The organism is Ruegeria sp. AN11 (genome assembly GCF_056536005.1).
This window is the reverse complement of the sequence record NZ_JBQFJD010000001.1, coordinates 1,217,871-1,233,409: the sequence shown is the minus strand read 5'-3', so window position 1 is coordinate 1,233,409 and position 15,539 is coordinate 1,217,871. Positions and strand designations below refer to the sequence as shown.

Here is a 15,539-nt window from a genome sequence, read left to right as displayed (position 1 = left end):
ATCAGCCCGAAAAAGCAAGGGGCCGGGCCGTATTTGCCGGAACGTGATTTTCTGCGCGACGGCTTGTGCCTGCCGTTTGGTGCCAAGTCTTGTCCCCCGATGCCTGTCGGTTCTTTTTGCGGGACTTTAATGCAAATGACGGCTGGGGAAAACTGCTATCTGGTCAAGCCGCGCGGTGCGGGCTAGGTCTTGGGGAACAGATTTTGAGGAGTTTGCAATGAGCAGTCTGGTTCCGGTCCGTTTTCAGGCCTTCGATGTGGATGCAATGGCGCAGGCCGAGGGGCGCGTGGCGATCATCATCACGTCAGAGGGGAAAATGGGCCCAGCCGCCCGCCGCGCCAATCGCCTGACACGCGGCGCGGTTGCGCGACTGGTTGAAAGCGAGAAGTTCGGCAAGGTCAAAACCGGGGATGTCATCTCGCTGGGCTGGCCGGGTGGGATGGCAGCGGAAGCGCTGGATGTTCTGGTGCTGCCGCGCCGGCCTGAGCGGGCCGAGGCGCGCAAGGGGGGTGCAGCACTGGCCAAGCTGGCAGGGGGCAAGGATCTGCTGGTGATGGCGGCCAATCAGCTGCGGTGCGAAGATCTGGCCATGGGTATCGCGTTGCGCAGTTACGATTTCGACGCGCACAAGACCAAGGACGCGGAGGAACCTGGCACCGTCACCATCAGCCACGGCAAGCATGACGAGGTCGAGGCCGCCTTTGCGCCGCTTTATGCCGTGGCCGACGGCGTGCGGATGACCCGTGACCTGACCAACGAACCTGCCAACGTATTGACCACAAACGAGTTCGCCGATCGTCTGAAAGAGATGGAGGCGCTGGGGCTCGAGGTCGAGGTTCTGGAAGAAGACAAGCTGGCCGAGTTGGGAATGCGCACATTGCTGAGCGTCGGACAGGGGTCCGATAGCCCCTCAAAAGTGGTGGTGATGCAGTGGAACGGGGGCGACAAGGACGATGCGCCGCTGGCGCTGGTCGGCAAGGGCGTCGTGTTCGACACCGGCGGCATTTCGTTGAAGCCCGCCGGTGGCATGGAAGACATGACGATGGACATGGGCGGCGCGGGCGTTGTGGCGGGCACCATGCGGGCGCTGGCAAAACGCAAGGCAAAGGCCAATGTCGTCGGGCTGGTGGGGCTGGTCGAAAACATGCCCTCGGGCAATGCCACGCGGCCCGGTGACGTGATCACCTCGATGAAGGGCGATACGGTCGAGATCATCAACACAGACGCCGAGGGGCGGTTGGTTCTGTGTGATGTCATGTGGTATGCGCAGGAACGGTTCCGGCCCGTTGGCATGGTCGATCTGGCCACGTTGACAGGTGCGATCATCATCGGTCTTGGACATGAAAATGCCGGTGTATTCTCGAACAACGACACGTTCTGCGATGCGTTCCTGAAATCTGCCGGGGCCGAAGATGAGGGCGCGTGGCGGCTGCCGCTGGGCGAGGCCTATGACAAACAGTTGAAATCACGCATTGCGGATATGAAAAACGTGGGCGGACGGCCTGCGGGTTCAATCACTGCGGCGCAGTTCCTGCAACGGTTTGTCAAGGAAGAGACGCCGTGGATTCATCTGGACATTGCCGGTGTTGCCTCGGTTTCAACCGAGACGTCTTACGCTCCCAAGGGGGCCACGGGCTGGGGCGTGCGCGCACTGAGCCGGTTCGTGCAGGATAATTTCGAGTAATCGGATGGGGGCCGTCTATTTCTATCACCTGACCCGGCAGCCTTTGGAGCAGACCCTGTCGGTGCTGCTTGACAAGGCGCGGCAGGCCGGGTGGCGGATTGCCGTGCGGGGGACCGATCCCGCGCGGATGGACTGGCTGGATGAAAAACTGTGGCTGGGTCCCGAGGAGGGGTTCCTGCCGCATGGTCGGGAAGGCGGGCCGCATGATGTGGCACAGCCCATCCTGCTGACCACCACGGCGGATGCCGCAAATGACCCATCCTGTGTGATGGCGGTGGATGGCGCGCCGGTCGAGGCCGACGAGGTTGCCGCGTTGGAACGGGTGTGCATCCTGTTCGATGGCAACGACGAACAGGCCGTTCAGCACGCACGGGGGCAGTGGAAAGCGCTGACCGCAGCAGGATGCTCGGCGCAATACTGGTCCGAGGCGTCGGGGCGGTGGGAAAAGAAGGCTGAGGCCTGATTTTCGAAAACAAGTCAGGAGAGTGACGGATGAAAACCAAGCCTCTGGGCCGTACGGGCATCATGGTGTCGGACCTGTGTCTGGGCACGATGACGTTTGGCACGCAAACTTCAGAACCCGAGGCGCATGCGCAGATCGACCTGGCGTTGGATGCCGGGGTCAACTTTGTGGATGCGGCCGAGATGTACCCGGTGAACCCGGTCTCGAGGGAAACGGTCGGGCGGACCGAGGAAATTCTGGGCAACTGGAATGCCGCAAACCGGTCACGACGGGGCGACTATGTGTTGGCCACCAAGCATTCCGGCGCGGGGTTTGCCCACGCCCGCGACGGCGCTCCAATCACCGGGCAGACCATCCCCGAGGCCATCGAAGGCTCGCTGCGGCGGTTGCAGACGGATTGCATCGATCTCTACCAGTTTCACTGGCCCAATCGCGGCAGCTACATGTTTCGGCAGAACTGGGATTATGCGCCATCGGGGCAGAATACCGTAGAAGTTCTGGAGAACATGCAGGAGTGCCTTACGGCGCTGCAGGCGCAGGTGGACAAGGGCAATATCCGCGCATTCGGCCTATCGAACGAAAGTGCGTGGGGGACGGCACAGTGGCTGCGGCTGGCCGAACAGATGGGCGCGCCACGGGTGGCGTCCGTACAGAACGAGTATTCGCTGCTCTGCCGCCACTTCGACACCGATCTGGGTGAGCTGAGCGTACACGAGGATGTGGGGCTGATGGCCTTTTCCCCTTTGGCCGCAGGGTTCCTGACCGGCAAATACCAAAATGGGGCAGTGCCGGCCGGATCGCGCATGTCGCTGGTGCCGGCAATGGGGGGGCGCAGGTCCGCGCGTGTCTTTGATGCCGTGGCGGCCTACCTCGAGATCGCGGACCGCCACGGGTTGGACCCGGTTCACATGGCGCTGGCCTGGTGCCGGACCCGACCTTTCATGATGTCAGCCATCTTCGGGGCCACGAGCGTCTTGCAGTTGGAGCATATTCTGCGCGGTGCCGATCTTGAATTGTCGACGGACGTTCTGGCCGAGATAAATCAAGCGCACCGGGCCCATCCGATGCCGTTCTAGGGGCGCAGTCCCCGTCGCCAGCAGTGTCTTCCCCGAGGTCTTTCTGAACAATTGACCGGTTTGGTCAGTGATGCGTGGGCTGGGTCCGGTCTTGCCTCAGGTCACGGGCCGAGAGGCCGTGGGCCGTACGGAAGGCGCGGGCAAAGCTGGATTGTGAGGCGAATCCGGTGGCAAGGGCCACATCCATCAGTGGCATGTCCGTGTCGGTGACAAGGCGGCGCGCCTCGGCCAGGCGCAATTGCAGGTAGTGGTCCTGCGGCGTGGTGTTCAGGCGCAGCCGGAATTGTTGTTGCAGGGTACGGGGACTGGTGCCCAGACGGTCGGCGATATAGGCCAGCGGCAGTGGTTCGTCGAGCGAGGATTCCATCAGCGAATTGGCGCGGGCGGTCAGGGCAGAATGGCGATGCGGTGCGCCGGTGCGGCTTTGGGGTTTCGAAGGTTGCGGCGCGCCTTCGTAGAGGAACAGGCCCGAAACCCGCGCGGCGAAGCCGGCGCCATGGCGGGCGGCGATGATGTGAAGCATCATCTCGACCGCGGGAATCGCACCACCCGATGTCAGGCGGCCATCCGATACGGTGAAACGGTCCGGGCGGACGTCGACTTCGGGGAACCGCGCGGCGAAACTGCTGAGGTCTTCCCAGTGCGTTGTGGCAGGGTGGCCGTTTAGCAGACCGGCTTCGGCCAGCAGCCACGGTCCGCCATCGATACCGGCCATAGTGGCGCCGGTGCCGGCAATGCGGCGCAGGCCCGCCAGCAGGCTGGGCGTGGCATGGCGGGCGAGTTGGAACCCGGCGACGACAATCATCAACTCGCAGCTTTGCAGCCGGGCCAGGGGGATCCCGGGCACCTGCAGGGCGCTGGTCAGCATTGCAGGTTCAGCCGTTGCGGTGACGTAATCCCAGTCAAAGGCCGGGCGGTCTGCCAGACGGTTGGCCGCGCGCATTGGATCAACGGCCGAAGCGAAGCTGAGCGTGTTGCATTCGTCCAGCACCAGTACCGCCGTTTTCAGGGCGCGTTGTTCGGGCTGAAGTATGTTTTTTGCGGATTTCATCAAGTTCGATTCGCATTCTGGCAAGTGTTTTCCCAAGGCTGCGTCAGAGTCGGCGGCAACGCAAATCAGAATCCGGGGAAAAGCCTGGGGAAAACCCAAGGTGAAGCCGGGTATAACTTGGGGAAAACGCAATGCCTCTGGAAATGAACCGCGAAGTCTTCATCACCTGTGCTGTCACCGGATCGGGCGGGACGCAGGATCGCAGCCCGCATGTGCCGCGCTCGCCGAAGCAGATCGCCGAAAGTGCGATTGCCGCGGCCAAGGCTGGCGCAGCGGTGGTGCATTGCCACGTACGCGACCCGGAAACTGGCGCACCGTCGCGTGACCTGGCCCTCTATCGCGAGGTCACCGACCGCATTCGCGATGCCGAGGTTGATGCGGTTCTGAACCTGACCGCCGGCATGGGCGGCGACATCGTGTTTGGCGGGATTGAGAACCCGTTCCCTGTCAATGAAGCCGCAACGGACATGATCGGTGCGTCCGAGCGTGTGGCGCATGTTGCGGAGTGTCTGCCCGAAATCTGCACGCTGGACTGCGGCACCATGAACTTTGCCGAAGCCGATTACGTCATGACAAACACGCCCGGCGCGTTGCGCGCGATGGGCAAGATGATGACGGACCTGGGTGTGAAGCCGGAAATCGAAGCGTTTGACACCGGCCATCTGTGGTTTGCCAAGCAACTGGTCAAGGAAGGTATTCTGGAACCCAACGCCCTGGTCCAGCTGTGCATGGGCGTCCCCTGGGGCGCGCCGGACGATCTGAACACATTCATGGCGATGGTGAACAATGTGCCGGATGACTGGACCTTCAGCGCGTTCTCGCTGGGACGGAACGAGATGCCTTTTGTTGCCGCCTCGGTTCTGGCGGGCGGCAATGTACGCGTCGGGCTGGAAGACAATCTGTGGCTGGAGAAAGGCGTGCTTGCCGAGAACTGGCAGTTGGTGGAGCGCGCGGGCAACATCATCGAAAACATGGGTGCACGGGTGATCGGACCGCAGGAAGTGCGTGAAAAGCTGGGGCTGGTCAAACGGGCTCCGGTAGCGAAGTGAGAACGGAGCGATACTTGGGGGCCCAGCCCCCAAACCCCCGGAGTATTTTGAAAAAGATGAAATATGCGCGTTCAACTGGCAGGATGACATGAAAACAGCGGCGATCATTGGTGGTGGTGTAATCGGCGGCGGATGGGCCGCACGGTTTCTGCTGAATGGCTGGGATGTTCGGGTGTTCGACCCGGACCCGGAAGCCGAGCGCAAAATTGGCGAAGTGCTGGACAATGCACGTCGCTCGTTGCCGGGACTCAGCGATGTGCCTTTGCCGGCCGAAGGGGCGCTGAGCTTTCATGAGGATATGGCCGATGCCGTCAGGGGTGCGGACTGGATTCAAGAAAGCGTGCCCGAGCGGCTAGAGCTGAAATTGAAGGTTTACAAGGGGTTGCAGGAGGCGTGTGATCCGGGCGCGATCATTGGGTCCTCGACCAGCGGCTTCAAGCCTTCGGAGTTGCAGGAAGGCGCACTGCGCCCCGAGCAGATCGTCGTGACGCACCCGTTTAATCCGGTGTATCTGCTGCCGTTGATCGAACTGGTGCCGACCGAGAAGAACGCGCCCGAGCTTGTTGCAAAGGCCAAGGAAATGCTGACGTCGGTCGGCTTCTTCCCGCTGCATGTCAAGAAAGAGATCGACGCGCATATAGCAGACCGGTTTCTCGAGGCCGTCTGGCGTGAGGCGCTGTGGCTGGTCAAGGATGGCATTGCGACCACGGAAGAGATCGATGAGGCGATCCGTATGGGCTTTGGCATCCGCTGGGCGCAGATGGGGCTGTTCGAAACCTATCGCGTGGCCGGGGGCGAGGCCGGGATGCGGCATTTCATGGCGCAGTTTGGACCAGCCCTGCAATGGCCCTGGACCAAGCTGATGGACGTGCCGGAATTTACCGATGAACTGGTCGACATGATCGCCGAACAGTCCGATGCGCAATCCGGGATGCACTCAATCCGAGAACTGGAGCGTATCCGCGACAACAACCTTGTCGGGATGATGCGGGCGCTGAAGCTGCAGAATTACGGGGCTGGTGCAGTGCTGAACCAGCATGACGCAATGCTGCGGCCCGGCGCGCTGCCGACGCTGGATCAGGCGGATCTCAGCCAGCCGATCCTGACCCTGTCGCGGGCGGTGCCGCTGGACTGGACCGATTACAACGGTCACATGAACGAGGCCAAATACCTCGAGGCTTTTGCTGCGGCGACCGACCGGTTCATGGAGATCATTGGCTGTGACGCGGATTACATCGCCTCGGGCGGCAGCTATTTCACCGCTGAGAACCACCTTCGCTATATCGACGAAGTCCATGCGGGCGCAAAGATTGAAGTGCGCACGCAGATGCTGTTGGGTCAGGGCAAGAAGCTGCACGTTTTCCACAGCATGTACGAGGGCGACAAGCTGCTGGCAACGGGTGAGAGCTTTTTGCTGCATGTCAGTCTGGAAACCCGCCGCCCCAGCGCGCCTTCGGCCGAAATTGAGGATGCGATGGCGCGAATTGCCGCCGCGCAGGCTGATCTGCCATACCCCGAAGGTGCGGGTGTGGCCATTCGGAAACCGTCATGACCCGGCGGGTTCTGGTCACGGCCGGCGCCGCGGGCGTCGGTCGTGCCATGGCCGATGCGTTTGACGCGGCAGGCTATGAGGTCTGGGTGACGGATATCGATCAGGCGGCGCTGCAGGCCTTGCCGGATCACTGGACGGCGCATTGGACGGATGTGACCAGCGAGAACGACATGAGCGCCGTCTTTCAGGCGGCCGGTGCAGCAGGCGGTCTGGACGTGCTGTGCGCCAATGCGGGGATCGCAGGGCCGACTGACGCGATCGAGGATATCGATCTGGCCGCGTGGCGGTCCTGTGTCGCGGTCAATCTGGACGGCGCATTTCTGGCAGCCAAACATGCGGTCCCGATGATGAAATCGGCGCGGGCGGGAAGCATAATCCTGACGTCTTCGACGGCCGGACAATATGGGTATCCGTTTCGGGCACCTTACTCAGCGGCGAAATGGGCCGTTATCGGGTTGATGAAGACGCTGGCGATGGAGTTGGGGCCACATGGTATTCGCGCCAATGCAATCTGCCCGGGCGCTGTCGAAGGCCCTCGAATGGAGGGCGTTTTGCAGCGTGAGGCCGCGGCCAAAGGAATGACGCGCGACCAGGTTTACCAGGGCTATGCCGCGGGCACCTCGATGGGCCGATTCGTCGAGGCGCAGGATATCGCCAATATGGCGGTCTTTCTCGCCTCGGATGCGGCAAGGCTGGTGTCGGGGCAGGTGATTGCCGTGGATGGTCACACCGTCAACCCCGACCCCAAAGTCTAAGCGTCAGGCCTGATTTGGGCCACGCAACTGACGAATAGCGCTGCGCACGGCCTGCCAGTCCTGAGCTTCCTGTGTGTTACCGGAAGCTTCGCACTCGCGCATTTTCTGAGCGGCTTCCGCCTCGGCTCGGTCGCCGTGAGCGGTATAGAGGGCGCGTGCGTATTCTGCCGTTTTCAGTGCGTCCATTCTTGTAGTCCTCCGTCTTGTGGTCGGATGTCCCAAACGTTCGCGCGAAGGCACCATAGCACAGGAACTATCAAGCCGCATCACTGCGTCTGAGACGGATCTGAGATCGCTGACCTGAATTGCCGCAGATGATCCGGAAAATCGCGGGCGGTCAGGTCCGCCTCGCGGATCAGGGTATCGAAATGGCGGGTGAAAACCTCGACCCGGTCACGGTCGCGGAAAGCCATGTAATGGCTGCCGGCGTAGAAAACGCACAGAAGGGGGCCGAATATCGTGACTGGTGCGGAATAGAGCCGTTTGGCATCAAACAGATAGATGCGCAATCGTGGATAAAGCAACTCGCAGAGTTCCAGCAGATGATCGATCTGATCCAGCCGGACCTGCAAAGGCAGATCCTGATAGTAGCCCGTGCCATGGGCAAAACTGTGGATTTCATAAAGCGGCATCGCGATCTCATAGTCCGATTGCGCACTGCGCATCCACGCCAGTCGGTCGGCAGACGCACCGATCGCCTGATCGGCCGTACGACCCAGATGGGGGGCGTATTCCCATTCCAGAACGGCACGGGTTTTCAGCATGTCGGGCAGGGTGGCCGGGACATAGCGGATCTTGTATCCCGCCGCCTCCTGATGCCACTCAAAGATACGCTCATCAACCAGGGCGCGGGGGGCTTCGGCCATTGTCAGGGAACTGGCCAGCAGCTCTGCCGCGCTTTCAGGGCGGTTGGAGAGGCTGAGCAGCCAGTCCGCCGAAACACCAAGCGCCGAAGCGCAACTGCCAACTACATGCGCGTTAGGCAGTCGGGCGCCCGCGTCGGCCAAAAGCTGTGAAACTGTGGATCGGTCCACACCGATTCCCCGGGCCAGTGCGCTTTGACTGACACCGCGCTCTTCCATGGCGCGGGCCAGACGCAGACGAAACTGCGCAGCGCGATCTCGTTTGTCGATTTTTTCCTGCATATGATAATAAATATCACGTTTGATGAGTTTTGTTAATCATATTCAGAATTCTCACGCCCCTCTGTTGCCGATAAATCTTGAAACATAACAAGACTATGGGTGACGGAATGGAGACACGGCGCAGATCAGTCGTGAAGGCTGTGGTTTGGAATGCGATGGGGCTGGCAATGATGACGCTGGTCGGGTTGATCGCAACCGGATCGGCGGCAGTTGGCGGTACGCTGGCAATCATCAACACAGCCATCGGACTGACCCTGTATGTGATTTACGAACGTGTCTGGGCCGGCATCACATGGGGGCGTGATGTCTGAGCGTTCCGGTCCCGAGTGGCGCACTTTCGCATTGATTCTTGCCTGTTACGGGGCGTGGTTGCTGACAGTCTTCTTCATGGCGTCCTGGAGCCTTTGGCTGGCCATCCCGGCAATGGGGGTCATAGCGGCACTGCATTCTTCCCTGACTCACGAGGCTTTGCATGGCCATCCGTTTCGAACCAAGTGGGTGAACGAGGCGCTAATGGCGCTGCCGCTGACATTGTTCATTCCCTATAACCGGTTCCGGGATATGCATCTTGCGCATCATCGTGATGCGGCACTGACCGACCCCTATGATGACCCCGAAACCAACTATCTGGACCCCAAGGTATGGGAGTCTTTGGCCGGCTGGCAAAAGCTGGTTTACAGCGCCAATAACACACTTTTGGGCCGCATGGTTCTGGGGCCGCTTATTGGCCAGACCGCGTTCTTTCGCGATGAGTTGCGCGGGGCGCTGCGTGGCGATCCGGCCATTTTGCTGGCATGGGCATTGCATCTGCCTGGGGTGGCCATGGTGTTGTGGATTGCTGCTGCGTCTGCCATGCCGGTCTGGGCGTTTGTCATTTCGGCCTATATTGGGCTGGCACTGGTAAAGATCCGCACTTTTCTGGAGCATCGCGCGCATGAGAAATCGCGGGCCCGAACCGTTATCGTCGAAGATCGCGGTCCGTTGGCTTTTCTGTTTCTGAACAACAATCTGCACGTCGTTCATCATATGAACCCGGGCACACCGTGGTATCAGCTGCCTGCGCTTTACCGGAATAACAAGGAACGGTATCTGGCCTGCAACGAGGCCTATGTCTATCGTTCTTACGGACAAATCTTCCGTCAGTATTTCTGGAGCGCCAAAGATCCGGTGGCGCATCCTCTCTGGCCAAAGGGTTGATTTAAGGACAAAAGGGAAGCCATGAGCCTATGGATTCCCGTCACCGTTGCGGCCGCTGCGTTTCAGACCGTGCGGTTCATGCTGCAAAAATCACTGAGCCGCATTCAACTGAGTGCGGCAGGCGCCACATTCGCGCGGTTTGCCTATTCGATGCCGCTGGCCGTCATCGGCCTGATCGTTGCCATGCAATCGACCGGTTTTGCACTGCCACATTTATCCGCGAAGTTCTGGATGTTTGCGGTTCTTGGCGGGACCACTCAGATTCTGGCGACGATCTGCGTCGTAGCTCTGTTTAAACAGCGCAATTTTGCTGTGGGTATCACCTTTAAGAAAACCGAAGTGATTCAGACGGCTATCGTCGGTTTCCTGATCCTTGGCGATCAGGTTTCATCAGGGGCATTAATTGCCATCCTGCTGGGTTTGGCGGCGGTGTTCTTGTTGTCCAAAACACCGGGCGGCGACGGAGAGTGGTGGCGCCACCTGACCAACAAGGCGTCCCAACTGGGGTTGGGATCCGGCGTGCTTTTTGCCTTTTCGTCAGTCAGTTATCGCGGTGCATCGATGCAATTGGGCGATCTGGATGCGTGGTTCCGCGCGCTGGTCACGCTGGCCGCCGTGATCATGTTTCAGTTCCTCAGCATGGGACTGTGGCTGCTATGGCGTGACCGGGCCGAATTGCGGGCCGTTTGGGACACCCGGCGAACCGGTGTTTTTGTCGGGCTGACCAGCTTGTGTGGTTCGTTCTGCTGGTTCTTTGCGTTCACGCTGCAAAATGCGGCCTACGTCAAAGCCTTGGGGCAGGTGGAATTGATCCTCAGCCTGCTGGCTTCGTTGCTGTTTTTCCGCGAAACCATCACCCGGCGTGAGATCGCCGGGATGTCTTTGCTTGGAATATCAATTTTGGCGTTGGTGCTGGCGATCTAGCCCGCGCGGCGTTCATCAAAGCTGAGGGCGATGAAGCTTGGCAGGTGATCGCCCATGCCCACGACTGATGGGCCGTTGTCCTCGTGACGGTTGCGCCCGCGGGGTTTGGGTTCTTTTTCCCGCTTGCCTTCACTTTTTCGGCCTTCTGAAGATCTGGATTTCTTCTCGGGCTTCGGGGTGTCCGGTTTGGGTTCATCTTTGACCGGGTTGTCGATGCGCGGAATATCCTTCTGGATCAGTTTTTCAATCGCATCCAGTGCCTTTTCATCGCGGCCCGAGCAGATCGTGATGGCCTTGCCCTCACGCCCGGCGCGGCCTGTGCGGCCAATGCGGTGGACGTAATCCTCGGCATGGCCCGGTACGTCGAAATTGAACACATGGCTGACCGATGGAATATCCAAGCCGCGTGCCGCCACGTCGGAGGCGACCAGCAGGCGCAGAGAGCCGTCGCGGAAACCGTCCAGTGTTTTCATCCGTTGCGACTGGTCCAGATCGCCATGGATGGCGGCGGCATTGTAGCCGTATTTCTTCAGCGATTTCGCGCAGATATCCACGTCGGTCTTCCGGTTGCAGAAGATGATCGCGTTGGTGCATTTGTCGCCTTCGGAGTCGATCAGCGCACGCAGAACCTTGCGTTTGTTGCTGGCTTCACGGTCGCGGCGACCACCTTTGAACATGACCACGCCCTGCTCGATGGTCTCGGACGCAGTGGCCTGACGGGCAACCTCAATCCGTGCGGGGGCAGACAGGAAAGTGTCGGTAATCCGTTCGATCTCGGACGCCATGGTGGCCGAGAAGAACAGGGTCTGCCGGGTGAACGGCGTCAGCGAGAAGATGCGTTCGATATCGGGGATGAATCCCATGTCCAGCATCCGGTCGGCTTCGTCTACCACCATGATCTGCACTCCGGTCAGCAACAGCTTGCCGCGTTCGAAATGGTCCAGCAGGCGCCCCGGTGTGGCGATCAGAACATCGACGCCCCGATCAATCAGCGCTTCCTGCTCCTTGAAGCTGACACCGCCGATCAGCAGCGCCTTGGTCAGTTTCAGATGCTTGGAATAGGTGTCGAAGTTTTCCGCCACCTGAGCGGCCAGTTCCCGGGTCGGACACAGCACCAGCGAGCGCGGCATACGTGCACGCGCGCGGCCACGGGCCAGCAGGGTGATCATCGGCAGGGTAAAGCTGGCGGTTTTGCCAGTACCGGTCTGGGCGATCCCCAACACATCGCGGCCCTCAAGCGCAGGTGGAATCGCACCTTCCTGGATCGGAGTGGGTGTTTCGTATCCGGCTTCCTCAATAGCCTTGAGGACCTTCGGGTTCAGGTTCAGTTCGTTAAACTTTGTCATATATGTCCGGTTCATGCGGACACTTGACCTGGCCCGCGCGTCTGTAAAATGCCGGGCCCGGATGGCCATGCGCCCGATGCGCATTTCGGCTTGGGCGGGACATAACAAAATCGTAACACCAGGTCAAATGAAGAGCGGTTAATCTGGAGGCGCTAAAGGCGTGTATTCAGTTTTCCGCAACAATTCAATTGGTTCCGGGAAAGTGTTTCGCGACTTTTGCGTCCAGATCAAGGGGGCGGTGCCGGATCATGCCGTGATCTTCCAGCCGGGTGCGTGTCGCGGGGTCTGCGCCGCTCATCTCGTCAAAAAAGCGGCGCAGCCCATCCATGCCATCTTCTGCTTCGATCATGCCCAGAAGCTCATTCATGTTCACGCCGCCACGCTCGCGCGCGACGTTGGGGGACATGCCGGGTTGATAGGACCCGCGTGCGATCCGGAACGGATAGTGGGCCAGCCAGTGTTCCCAATCGGGCGCATGGCGGTGGCAAAGGTTCATGCCATCCAGTTCCACGCAATCGCGCAGAATTTCCCCGTTTTGGAACAGGTTGTGGATGCGAAAGTTGATCTTCGACATGCCGGTACGAACGAACAGCTTGCCCTGGATGTGGCTGAGGAAACCGCCCAGAACAAAAGCGCCGTAGGTGGGATAAAGGGTTTGCACCAGCGTGTCGCGGCCCCGGCCTTTGGGAATAAAGGCCTTGTACAGATCTTTGCCGGTCGCCAGCGCCTCGATCGGGCGGGTGCGGGCGGCGGGAATGTCATCTGGAACCTGCGCCAGCAGGTCTGGAACCGGGCGTTTCGGCCAAAGGAACTCGTCCAGGTCGATATGGGCCAGCCAGTTCAGGTCTGTCTTGCGGTACGTGTAGGTGGCGTTTGCTGTCTGGCGCACCTGGTGTTTGTCCGGGCGGTCCCGCTTTCGCCTTTCCCAGAATGCGGCGTCACAGACCCACACGTCTATCTTTGGATGGACCCGGAGGGCTTCGAAAGCCTGCGGATTGGGTTCGTCCAGAAAAAGGTACATCCGGTCCAGCCCCAGATCGAGGTGATAGGCCGCAAATCCGAGGATATCCGGAGCCGGACCCCGAATTGTGGACACAATGCCCCAGGTTGGTTTTCTTGCCATGCCGTGCCCGGTTTCGCCTTCTTGCCTGCAGGTTAGAGCAGGCAAGGGCTCAGGTCATCATCTCTTTGGTCGCCGTCAGGTTCAGCGCTGGATAGTCGCGGACGACCCGGTCGATGTCCCATTGCAAGCGGGTCAGATAGACAATGTCACCATCGTGGTCATGGGCGATGTGCTGCTTGTTGGCATTCACGAACTTTTCAACTTCGGGCTTGTCGCCGCTGACCCAGCGGGCACTGGTGAACTGCGACGCTTCGAAACGCACGGGCAGGCCATATTCCATCTCGATCCGGCTTGCGAGCACTTCGAATTGCAGCGCGCCAACGACGCCTACGATGAAACCCGAGCCGATCGAGGGTTTGAACACCTTGGCCGCGCCTTCTTCGGCAAACTGCATCAGAGCCTTTTCAAGGTGCTTAGCCTTCATCGGGTCGCCTGCGCGAACACCTTGTAACAACTCCGGAGCGAACGATGGGATGCCGGTCACGCGCAGCGCTTCGCCTTCTGTAAGCGTGTCGCCGATGCGAAGTTGGCCGTGGTTCGGAATGCCGATGATGTCCCCAGCCCAGGCTTCTTCCGCCAATTCGCGGTCGGAGGCTAGGAACAGGACGGGGTTCGAGATCGCCATCGGTTTTTTCGATCGCACATGCGTCAGCTTCATGCCGCGCTTGAAATGGCCAGAAGCCATGCGCACGAACGCCACACGGTCGCGGTGCTTTGGGTCCATATTGGCCTGAACCTTGAATACAAACCCGGCGACCTTCTTTTCGTCGGGCGCGATCTGGCGCGGTTCAGCGGACTGAACCTGCGGCTGCGGTCCGTAAGCACCGATACCCTCCATCAGTTCCTTAACGCCGAACGAGTTGATCGCCGAGCCGAACCAGATCGGGGTCATGTGGCCTTCCAGTACCGCCTGCGGGTCCAGGGCGGGCAGCAGTTCGCGCGCCATTTCGACCTCTTCCAGCAGCTTTTCCAGCAAGTGTTCGGGCACATGCTTGGCCAGTTTGGGGTCGTCCAACCCTTTGATCTCAATGCTTTCGGCCACCTTGTTGCGGTCGGCCCGGTCCATCAGTTCCAGCCGGTCGCGCAGCATGTCGTAGCAGCCGATAAAGTCGCGCCCGACACCGATAGGCCACGCGGCGGGCGTGACGTCGATGGCCAGCATTTCCTGGATTTCGTCGATAATCTCGAACGTATCGCGGCTTTCGCGGTCCATCTTGTTGCAGAAGGTCAGGATGGGCAGATCGCGCAGGCGACAGACCTCGAACAGTTTCTGCGTCTGGCTTTCAACGCCCTTTGCGCCATCGATCACCATCACGGCGGCGTCCACGGCTGTCAGGGTGCGATAGGTATCCTCTGAGAAGTCCGAGTGACCGGGCGTGTCCACCAGATTGAACCGAAAGTTCCCATAATCGAACGACATCGCAGAGGCGGAAACCGAGATACCGCGATCCTTCTCCATCTGCATGAAGTCCGAACGCGTCCGCCGCGCCTCACCCTTGGCGCGCACCTGGCCAGCCATCTGAATTGCGCCCCCGTACAACAGGAACTTTTCAGTCAGCGTTGTTTTGCCCGCATCCGGGTGCGAGATGATGGCAAATGTCCGGCGCCGGGCAATCTCGGGCGGTAATACGGGTTGGTTCGAGGCGGTATCAAGCATGAGCGCGCGTATAGGCGTGGAATCCTGCCGAGGCAAGACAAAGGGGCTGGTTCGAATCATACCGCTATGGCAATAAGAACATATAGTGAACAAATTTCGGAGAAGATCGATGAATTTGAAAGAGATTGCCGACGAACTGGTTGCCGGTTGCCGCGAAAACCGGGCCAAGGAGAATTTGGAGAAACTCTATGCGCAGGATGCTGTTTCGGTAGAAGCGCATGAAATGGAAGGCATGGGCCGTGAAACCCATGGCCGCGATGCGATCCGGGGCAAGCATGAATGGTGGGAAAGTGCGCACGAGGTGTCCGGAGCATCCGTCAGCGATCCGTTCCCGCACGGCGACGACCGTTTTGCCGTGATCTTTGAAGTGCAGGGCACCGTCAAGGAAAGCGGTGAAAGCTTCGACATGAAAGAGGTAGGCATCTATCACGTCGCCAATGGAAAGATCGTGCGCGAAGAGTTCTTTTACTGACGCGCTTTGACTTCTGGTCTTCCCTGTCTGGCCGGTGCTAGACAT

Annotated in this window: 16 protein-coding genes; 10 read left to right on the top strand and 6 right to left on the bottom strand. The window is 60.0% G+C overall.

Going from position 1 to position 15,539, the window contains the following annotated elements; genetic code table 11:
* The first annotated feature begins 217 nt into the window (after positions 1–217).
* The 3 genes from ACR3EQ_RS06055 to ACR3EQ_RS06045 are packed head-to-tail and all read left to right on the top strand — an operon-like array spanning position 218 to position 3,223.
* A complete protein-coding gene (locus tag ACR3EQ_RS06055) occupies positions 218–1,684 on the top strand; it encodes a leucyl aminopeptidase (protein WP_170610612.1) in 1,467 nt (488 codons plus the stop codon).
* Positions 1,685–1,688: 4 nt separating this feature from the next.
* Entirely contained in the window at positions 1,689–2,147 is a 459-nt protein-coding gene (locus ACR3EQ_RS06050; RefSeq protein WP_170677428.1) for a DNA polymerase III subunit chi, read from the top strand.
* A gap of 29 nt (positions 2,148–2,176) precedes the next feature.
* Positions 2,177–3,223: an aldo/keto reductase gene (locus ACR3EQ_RS06045; protein WP_170610618.1), complete on the top strand. Its 1,047-nt coding sequence runs from the start codon at positions 2,177–2,179 to the stop codon at positions 3,221–3,223.
* A 64-nt stretch (positions 3,224–3,287) separates the two neighbouring features.
* On the opposite strand, the gene ACR3EQ_RS06040 is transcribed toward ACR3EQ_RS06045, so the two are convergent.
* Positions 3,288–4,274, bottom strand: coding sequence for a GlxA family transcriptional regulator (locus ACR3EQ_RS06040; protein WP_170610620.1), 987 nt, complete (start codon positions 4,272–4,274; stop codon positions 3,288–3,290).
* A gap of 131 nt (positions 4,275–4,405) precedes the next feature.
* Between ACR3EQ_RS06040 and bcoG the strand changes: the two genes are divergently transcribed.
* From bcoG to ACR3EQ_RS06025, 3 genes are all read left to right on the top strand, one after another.
* Positions 4,406–5,323 carry a 3-dehydrocarnitine:acetyl-CoA trimethylamine transferase BcoG gene (gene bcoG, locus ACR3EQ_RS06035; protein WP_170619157.1) on the top strand — a complete coding sequence of 306 codons (918 nt, stop codon included), beginning with the start codon at positions 4,406–4,408 and terminating at the stop codon, positions 5,321–5,323.
* An 88-nt stretch (positions 5,324–5,411) separates the two neighbouring features.
* Positions 5,412–6,875: a carnitine 3-dehydrogenase gene (locus tag ACR3EQ_RS06030; RefSeq protein WP_170610626.1), complete on the top strand. Its 1,464-nt coding sequence runs from the start codon at positions 5,412–5,414 to the stop codon at positions 6,873–6,875.
* The gene (locus ACR3EQ_RS06025) at positions 6,872–7,630 is read left to right on the top strand and encodes an SDR family oxidoreductase (RefSeq protein WP_170610629.1); all 759 of its coding nucleotides are present in this window, start codon (positions 6,872–6,874) and stop codon (positions 7,628–7,630) included. Before ACR3EQ_RS06030 ends, ACR3EQ_RS06025 begins: the two co-directional genes overlap by 4 nt.
* Before the next feature lie 3 nt (positions 7,631–7,633).
* On the opposite strand, the gene ACR3EQ_RS06020 is transcribed toward ACR3EQ_RS06025, so the two are convergent.
* Together ACR3EQ_RS06020 and ACR3EQ_RS06015 are read right to left on the bottom strand one after the other, a co-directional pair.
* On the bottom strand, positions 7,634–7,816 hold the full coding sequence (locus ACR3EQ_RS06020) for a hypothetical protein (protein ID WP_170610632.1): 183 nt from the start codon (positions 7,814–7,816) through the stop codon (positions 7,634–7,636).
* 80 nt (positions 7,817–7,896) lie between these two features.
* Positions 7,897–8,775 carry a helix-turn-helix domain-containing protein gene (locus ACR3EQ_RS06015; RefSeq protein WP_170610635.1) on the bottom strand — a complete coding sequence of 293 codons (879 nt, stop codon included), beginning with the start codon at positions 8,773–8,775 and terminating at the stop codon, positions 7,897–7,899.
* Positions 8,776–8,882: 107 nt separating this feature from the next.
* On the opposite strand from ACR3EQ_RS06015, the gene ACR3EQ_RS06010 reads away from it, so the two are divergent.
* From ACR3EQ_RS06010 to ACR3EQ_RS06000, 3 genes are read left to right on the top strand one after another with little or no spacing between them, the layout of a single operon-like run.
* The gene (locus tag ACR3EQ_RS06010; RefSeq protein WP_170610965.1) at positions 8,883–9,086 is read left to right on the top strand and encodes a DUF2061 domain-containing protein; all 204 of its coding nucleotides are present in this window, start codon (positions 8,883–8,885) and stop codon (positions 9,084–9,086) included.
* Positions 9,079–9,972, top strand: a complete 894-nt coding sequence (locus ACR3EQ_RS06005; protein WP_170610637.1) for a fatty acid desaturase — start codon at positions 9,079–9,081, stop codon at positions 9,970–9,972. Before ACR3EQ_RS06010 ends, ACR3EQ_RS06005 begins: the two co-directional genes overlap by 8 nt.
* 21 nt (positions 9,973–9,993) lie before the next feature.
* A complete protein-coding gene (locus ACR3EQ_RS06000) occupies positions 9,994–10,896 on the top strand; it encodes an EamA family transporter (RefSeq protein WP_170619158.1) in 903 nt (300 codons plus the stop codon).
* Here ACR3EQ_RS06000 and ACR3EQ_RS05995 read toward each other — a convergent pair.
* From ACR3EQ_RS05995 to ACR3EQ_RS05985, 3 genes are all read right to left on the bottom strand, one after another.
* Positions 10,893–12,242, bottom strand: a complete 1,350-nt coding sequence (locus tag ACR3EQ_RS05995; protein ID WP_170619159.1) for a DEAD/DEAH box helicase — start codon at positions 12,240–12,242, stop codon at positions 10,893–10,895. The two genes, ACR3EQ_RS06000 and ACR3EQ_RS05995, sit on opposite strands and share 4 nt — an antisense overlap.
* Before the next feature lie 184 nt (positions 12,243–12,426).
* Positions 12,427–13,365, bottom strand: coding sequence for a glycosyltransferase family 2 protein (locus ACR3EQ_RS05990; protein WP_480490083.1), 939 nt, complete (start codon positions 13,363–13,365; stop codon positions 12,427–12,429).
* A gap of 49 nt (positions 13,366–13,414) precedes the next feature.
* Positions 13,415–15,022, bottom strand: a complete 1,608-nt coding sequence (locus tag ACR3EQ_RS05985) for a peptide chain release factor 3 (RefSeq protein WP_170824489.1) — start codon at positions 15,020–15,022, stop codon at positions 13,415–13,417.
* Positions 15,023–15,131: 109 nt separating this feature from the next.
* Between ACR3EQ_RS05985 and ACR3EQ_RS05980 the strand changes: the two genes are divergently transcribed.
* Positions 15,132–15,494 (top strand): nuclear transport factor 2 family protein, encoded by a 363-nt coding sequence (locus ACR3EQ_RS05980; RefSeq protein WP_170610651.1) that lies wholly within the window; start codon positions 15,132–15,134, stop codon positions 15,492–15,494.
* Positions 15,495–15,539: the final 45 nt, after the last annotated feature.

Bases quoted from the DNA above. Each gene is read 5' to 3' on its own strand.
- ACR3EQ_RS05980 (WP_170610651.1), top strand. From the start codon at position 15,132: ATGAATTTGAAAGAGATTGCCGACGAACTGGTTGCCGGTTGCCGCGAA.
- ACR3EQ_RS06010 (WP_170610965.1), top strand. From the start codon at position 8,883: ATGGAGACACGGCGCAGATCAGTCGTGAAGGCTGTGGTTTGGAATGCG.
- ACR3EQ_RS06020 (WP_170610632.1), bottom strand. From the start codon at position 7,816: ATGGACGCACTGAAAACGGCAGAATACGCACGCGCCCTCTATACCGCT.
- ACR3EQ_RS05990 (WP_480490083.1), bottom strand. From the start codon at position 13,365: ATGGCAAGAAAACCAACCTGGGGCATTGTGTCCACAATTCGGGGTCCG.
- ACR3EQ_RS06055 (WP_170610612.1), top strand. From the start codon at position 218: ATGAGCAGTCTGGTTCCGGTCCGTTTTCAGGCCTTCGATGTGGATGCA.
- ACR3EQ_RS06025 (WP_170610629.1), top strand. From the start codon at position 6,872: ATGACCCGGCGGGTTCTGGTCACGGCCGGCGCCGCGGGCGTCGGTCGT.
- ACR3EQ_RS06040 (WP_170610620.1), bottom strand. From the start codon at position 4,274: ATGAAATCCGCAAAAAACATACTTCAGCCCGAACAACGCGCCCTGAAA.
- ACR3EQ_RS06000 (WP_170619158.1), top strand. From the start codon at position 9,994: ATGAGCCTATGGATTCCCGTCACCGTTGCGGCCGCTGCGTTTCAGACC.
- ACR3EQ_RS06050 (WP_170677428.1), top strand. From the start codon at position 1,689: ATGGGGGCCGTCTATTTCTATCACCTGACCCGGCAGCCTTTGGAGCAG.
- ACR3EQ_RS05995 (WP_170619159.1), bottom strand. From the start codon at position 12,242: ATGACAAAGTTTAACGAACTGAACCTGAACCCGAAGGTCCTCAAGGCT.
- ACR3EQ_RS06015 (WP_170610635.1), bottom strand. From the start codon at position 8,775: ATGCAGGAAAAAATCGACAAACGAGATCGCGCTGCGCAGTTTCGTCTG.
- ACR3EQ_RS06005 (WP_170610637.1), top strand. From the start codon at position 9,079: ATGTCTGAGCGTTCCGGTCCCGAGTGGCGCACTTTCGCATTGATTCTT.
- ACR3EQ_RS05985 (WP_170824489.1), bottom strand. From the start codon at position 15,022: ATGCTTGATACCGCCTCGAACCAACCCGTATTACCGCCCGAGATTGCC.
- ACR3EQ_RS06030 (WP_170610626.1), top strand. From the start codon at position 5,412: ATGAAAACAGCGGCGATCATTGGTGGTGGTGTAATCGGCGGCGGATGG.
- bcoG (WP_170619157.1), top strand. From the start codon at position 4,406: ATGCCTCTGGAAATGAACCGCGAAGTCTTCATCACCTGTGCTGTCACC.
- ACR3EQ_RS06045 (WP_170610618.1), top strand. From the start codon at position 2,177: ATGAAAACCAAGCCTCTGGGCCGTACGGGCATCATGGTGTCGGACCTG.